Consider the following 6,132-nt stretch of genomic DNA (forward strand, 5'->3'; position numbering starts at 1 on the left):
TGATTAATTCAGAGACGCCAATTCTAACCCGAGAATCAGCATCAAGAAGAAATGCTTTAAACGACTTGTTCTTTGATTCGGCAGCTGAATGTAACCATGCGACATAAAGCGAAAAATAGCCAAAATGACATCCCAAATCAAGCCATTTATCTGGTAGACTTAAATTCCGGAAGGCCTCCAGATATTCATTTTCAAAAAATATCTCTTGAAGCGAACAAGTCGCGGAAGGATCAGCAATTGGACAGGTTAACCCTCTACCGATGCCAATATTTATCTTTAGTTCATGATAAAAATACTGTTTTATATGAAACAAAAGTCTACGCCTAATGAAGGAAGAGTTCAATACAAACGCTAATAGTTTTGAAGGGATTGATCGGTAATGACTCTTGTACATGGAAGGGAAATAGGGAAATTAAAGTTCTCAAATTACTGCGTTATTAAGATATTAAAGCAGCATGAATCAATAGCATTTAGCTCATATTTTAATGCAGGAAGTTGAAGTGCCTGGGCAAATTGAAATGAAACAGGATTGCACTAAGGCTATACTATAAGGGTAAACCTCACAAACTCGGTCAACTCATAGGAAAACTATTGAGGGAGGAAAACATAACTGTAGAGCAAGAACAAGAAGGATAGGTGTTAAACTATAACAAGGGAGGCTCTGGAAAACCCAGGCCAGCCGCACAGAAACCCGTGTAATCGCAGGCGCGGACTGGGTTCATGGGCAGCAAGCAGCTCGGTTAGCGCTGCGCGCAAGGCTTCGCCTACGGTGATTACGAGCAGGCCACGGCCAAGAAGCGCACCAGGCAGGAGCGATTTCTGAGAGAGATGGAGAATGTTGTGCCGTGGAAGGCGCTGCTTGAGCTGATCGAGCCCCACTATCCCAAGACCAGCTCCAAGGGTGGTCGCCCGCCCTATCCACTCGCGACCATGCTGCGCATCCACCTGCTGCAGCAGTGGTATGACCTCAGCGATCCGGCGATGGAGGATGCGCTGATAGAGGTACCGACGATGCGCCGTTTCGCTGGGATTGACATGATCAGCGATCGGATCCCTGATGAGACCACGATCCTGGCGTTCCGGCACCTGCTGGAGAAGCATGATCTCGGCCAGCAGATCTTTGAGGTCGTGAAAACCCACCTCAAAGCCTACGGCATGGCCGTGAAGCAGGGCACGATCATCGATGCCACTTTGATCGCCGCTCCCAGTTCAACGAAGAACAAGAGCAAGGAGCGGGATCCTGAGATGCACCAGACCAAGAAGGGCAACCAGTGGTACTTCGGCATGAAAGTCCACATCGGTGTGGATAGCGAGAGGGACTCATCCACTCAGTGGAAACCACGGCTGCCAATGTGCATGACCTCACCCCCGCGGCTGATCTCTTGCATGGCGAGGAGACGGTGGTCTATGCCGATGCCGGCTACCAGGGAATTGAGAAGCGAGACACGAAGCAAGGCAGGGGAATCGGCTTCCGCGTTGCGATGCGTCCTGGCAAGCGCCGCACACTACCCGCTACCCCCGAGGGGCGGGTGGATGATCTGGTCGAAACTGCCAAAGCTCACATCCGCGCCAAAGTAGAGCAGACATTTCGGGTGATCAAACGACAGTTCGGCTTCGAAAAGACCCGGCTTCGGGGAATCAAGAACCGCTGCAAAGTGCATGTGCTGGCAGCACTCTCGAACTTATTCATGGCACGTCGCATGTTGCTATGCAGTACGTGATTAGGGGATTGGTATGCCCATGGAGGGTAAAGTCGCCCCGTTAGGGCAAGTTTCGGCTCCTGAAACCGTAAAACCAGGTCAATCCAGCCTCAAATCGCCCAAAATTGTTCAATTCGAACAGATTGCACCCTTGGGCTCTCTTTCAGGGCTCGTTGCCCAGAGGTTCCCTAGCACAACATGCACAAAGGTTACTACAATCTGCAAAATGGTTAAAAAATTAGGGAAGAACTCTTAAATTGTCTATAGAGAATGAAAGTTGCATCATAGTAAATCCATGAATTGAATAAGCGTAGCCTACAAGGGTATGCTGAGACTACAAAGGGATTCGTGATCTATCACCTTGATCATGACCAAAACCAAAACAAATGTCGCCATTTAGAACTGCCCAAAAATCTACTGGTGTTACCAATGACAAATCGGTCAGCATTGACTTTGGACTGTGGGTCTCACAGGAACAAGTGCACGATAAGAAATCTTCTGCAGTCGATAAGCATTTCGCTGATAACCCGATGAGCTTCATATAGCTCATACTGGATACTCGTTATCAAAGCTGAGAGCGCTTCCCGCTGTAATTAGCGGTGCAGGGTAAGCTGACTGGCTCAACTCACGTGATCTGGTGGTGTTCGCCGATCGCCACCCGGAGGTCCTGAACAGTAGCTGAGCCTGGATTTAAAGCGGTAGCCGTCGGAAGTCACGTTCCTCAACCTGTAGAACTCCGCGAAAGGCTGACGGCTACAACAATCGCCTGCGGAAGTTTGGAGAGGTGCAGCAGAACTTGATGATCAGATTGACCCAGAGGGGTGGTTATGTAGGCACAGTAGATCGATGGCCGGATCTGCTGCGCCGATGCGACTACTGCTCCATCTGCCAGGCCAACGCAAGGTGCTCGGCGAGATCTAGAGAAACAGGCGCTGGGGTAAGATACAAGGCCTGTGGCAGAGAATTGATTACTGCTTTAAGGGACACATTTGGGAGCACCAAAACAGCTAATTAATATGGAGAGGAGGAGTGAATACTGATAAGGATAAATATCACCTCAAAGATTACCTGCATTTTATGAATCTTTTATGCAGAAAGTAACCAATGAAAAAGATTTATTAAATAAATGGGAAGGTAAAAAGTAAGATTAAGGTGAGGCGATGCTCGACAAAACAGACGAAACCGGAGGGTCTGTACTATCTAATTTAAGCAAGCGGTTCATCAATAGTGGCTGATTATAGGGTGAAATTACGGTGCCATATCTAAGTAGAAGTGTGGCGCAAATAGCCCCTATAATCCAAAGAGGAAGTTGATACCTTAATCGGAGTTAGTCTAGCATATTAATAAAGCGAGAGGAGTATTGAGAAACAGGAGGGCACAGCCGAAAGAATACTTAAAGAAGATAGCAATACAATTTACAGGTTATTATTTATGGTTAGTTCAACAAACAAGGTCATGCGATAGGGTTCTTAAGAGATTTAAAACCAAAGAGCTAAACTAATATAGAATTGGATGGGTAGGTCATGGAGCCTTGAACATCTGGGAGGTATGATCAGTGATTAAGTAAATAGTTCCTAGACCAAGAGGCATACTCGAGGAGCCCTTCATTGAAAGAAATTGATGGAATATAGCCAAACTGCTCTAGGTAGGAAATATCGGCACACCATTGCTGGGGATCGCCTGTTCGAGCTTCACCTCCAAAAATAGGAACTATGTCCTTGCTCCATACCCTGCAGAGACAGTTGACTATGTCAAAAACTTGAAACTGCTGACCTGAAGCCACATTAAGGATATCGAAAATCTGACTTGAATGGTACTCTGCAACAGATAGTGCTACACGAGCTATATCAGTTGCATGAATAAAATCGCGAGTTTCCTTGCCAGTTCCCCACATCGTGATAGAACCTAACCCAGAATGTGAGGCTTCATAAAGTTTCTTGGAAGTATCCCAAAGCAACTGCTTACGCTGGCCTGAACCATATGCAGAGAATATTCGCAGTATAGATATAGGAAAATCGAGCAATCTAGAATAATGAGCGCACAAATTCTCTACAGATGCCTTGTGAATACCGTAAGGGGAAATTGGAATAATGGGACAACTTTCCTTGATAGGGAGGGTTGCTGGATTACCATAAACGGCAGCACTGGATCCAACAAGGAGCCTACAACTTGGGTAATGCTTAGACAGGAAATGAATTAAATTAAGGGTTCCTGGAACAGAACCCATAAAATCATTTATAGGATTAACAAAAGACCCTGGGACACTGCTTGAACCCGCAAAATGAAAACATGCAACATATTTATGGGCTGGAATACAGGCTTCAAGATCGAGAGAAATAAGATTGCCGACTATAGGATAAATACCGCTGAGTAAAGGAGGGCTATTGCGATCAATTGTCACTACATGATAACCGTGATCAAGCAATAAAGACGTCATTGCTGAGCCTAGAAACCCAGAAGCACCGGTAACTATTGCCGAAGCGGACATTAGGAAGCTGGGGAAAATTTTTTTGAAGGGTATAGAGATTTATATCTAATAACTATTAGAATTTCGACAGCTAGAACTGATTAAAAAACTATGATAAAACAGCAACAAAATTAATGACCTAAGTGGTAAAAAAGATACTGAAGAAAGCAAGAGGGAAAAAGGACCCGGCAAATAAATAAACTAAGATGAAGTCAAAAATTCCACAAATTATGCACCAAATGCTATATATGGTACTTAAGATTAAAAGGGAGAGACTAGTGATGCGATAAGGCTATACACTGTGAGTTGGACATTGTACAACTAACACAATATTGTGCTGATAGCATTAATCTCTAGAATAGTGAGTAAGGTAGGGGTCAAGCCGCAAGGGACAGAAAAGCCATAGCTATTAAGTGTAGTAAGAACCATGATGGCTATTTACTTTCATAAAGATCAAGACGAGAGTCACATGCGAAGGATTAGCCCTGTAAAGGAAAGCGTGATGAGCTGTTGACGGTAATGATAAATTTTGCATCCGAGGTGTACAGAAAATACCTATGATTGATTAACCTTCCTTGATGGAATATTCGATCCTCGAGCAAATTGACGCACCTTATCAACGGTTTAAAAGTAGGCTTGTGTGGAGAATAGATAGTTGTCACGATTTATAAAAGATTTTTTATAAATTTTGCAGAAAAGAAGTAAACACTTATCAACAGACATTGTATCAAATAATATTTTCTAGTCCTTACGATCGCACAAAACATACCAATCATCATGCTTGGAAACACGATCATAAACTTGACGATAGCCTTTGTCTAACAATAACGAATTTATAAGCTTTCGATTAGAATTTACAAAATTATGTTCGATGCACATTGATTTTATTTTACGATCTCCAAAGTCATAAGATTGTAATATATCCAGTTCGCTGCCTTCAGTATCTATAGACATAAATTGAATTTCAGCTGGAGCATTATACATGTCCAGTAAATCATTGAGTGAAATTGTATCAACATCGTATTCCAACGAATTATTTATTCGTATATCAGAAGCAGAGTCACCATTATTGGCAAATTCCTTGATTCCAGAAAGCTCGGCATGACCGCCACCTCTATTAATAACTTCTAAGAACTTAACCTTACGGGCGCTTTCACTTGCGACGCATTTAGTGGATATGTTGCAACTTCTATTAATATTTAGTGAATCATGCCAAACTCTGGCTGGCTCTGCTAAAATGCCCTCCCAACCGAGTAACTTTTCTAGTAGCCAAGTATTACTGAGGCTTATGCCATCTGTAGCACCAAATTCAACAAAGAACTTTGGCGAATTGGTTCCAGCATGGGCTAATGCAAATAAATCCTGTGATAGCTGGGACTTCGAGTGTGGTAGATACGGAGCAATTAATTCCCTTGCTGTTTGTGGAAGCTCGTTATAGAAAAGTAGGGAGCTGTCTATGTTTCTATAATAATCAAGTTCCCTACGATATGAGTTCATCTCCGCATGGCCGATTAACTCAGTGCCTACGAAGCCAAAAGATTTTCGGAGTAATCTACTAAATAAGTTCATAACAATAAAAAAGTTTAATTAATTAATGCGGTCTTGAATGAACAGGATTCAATAGGAAAGCTTTAAAAAAGGGGGTGATCGAGCACTATCTGGAGATAAGGAGGATACAGACATAAACTGGGAGAGAAAACCGATACATTACACAAAGGGGGGAAGCAGATAAGGCGAAAATTTTGCCTTCTTCACCCGTATCGATGTGTAGAATTCTGTTTTAAATTCAAGGAAGGATTGCTTGCGATGGTCTTTCCAAAATCCTTCAAAAGGATATTGTATCCGTTCAGGGGGCGTGACAGCTCGCGGCGAACATCGGCCCTGCTGAACCCTTGACGGCAGTTTGATTTCCGGTTGCATCCCAGGTAGAGACCGCCTGTGATGAGCGCACTCCCGGCTGGAATT

The 6,132-nt window shown here is 43.7% G+C and carries 5 protein-coding genes; 1 reads left to right on the plus strand and 4 read right to left on the minus strand.

Features of this window, described 5'->3' with window-relative positions:
• On the minus strand, positions 1-313 hold a 313-nt coding region (locus KBZ15_RS16385; protein WP_255016266.1), incomplete at its 3' end, for a hypothetical protein.
• 506 nt (positions 314-819) lie between these two features.
• Here KBZ15_RS16385 and KBZ15_RS16390 point away from each other — a divergent pair.
• Positions 820-1,721 (plus strand): IS5 family transposase gene (locus KBZ15_RS16390; protein WP_396123525.1). Its coding sequence is split into 2 segments (ribosomal slippage): positions 820-1,315 and positions 1,315-1,721, totalling 903 coding nucleotides; the frame shifts between segments, so codons are not numbered across the junction.
• Between the two features lie 1,531 nt (positions 1,722-3,252).
• On the opposite strand, the gene KBZ15_RS16395 is transcribed toward KBZ15_RS16390, so the two are convergent.
• From KBZ15_RS16395 to KBZ15_RS16405, 3 genes are all read right to left on the minus strand, one after another.
• Complete coding sequence (locus KBZ15_RS16395; protein ID WP_255016268.1) at positions 3,253-4,188, minus strand: NAD(P)-dependent oxidoreductase; 936 nt, start codon at positions 4,186-4,188, stop codon at positions 3,253-3,255.
• 720 nt (positions 4,189-4,908) lie between these two features.
• The gene (locus tag KBZ15_RS16400; RefSeq protein WP_255016270.1) at positions 4,909-5,664 is read right to left on the minus strand and encodes an FkbM family methyltransferase; all 756 of its coding nucleotides are present in this window, start codon (positions 5,662-5,664) and stop codon (positions 4,909-4,911) included.
• 254 nt (positions 5,665-5,918) lie between these two features.
• The coding region (locus KBZ15_RS16405) for a hypothetical protein (protein ID WP_255016272.1) at positions 5,919-6,132 on the minus strand (214 nt) is incomplete at its 5' end.

This window comes from Cyanobium sp. BA20m-p-22 (assembly GCF_024346275.1).
Taxonomy (GTDB): Bacteria; Cyanobacteriota; Cyanobacteriia; order PCC-6307; family Cyanobiaceae; genus Cyanobium_A.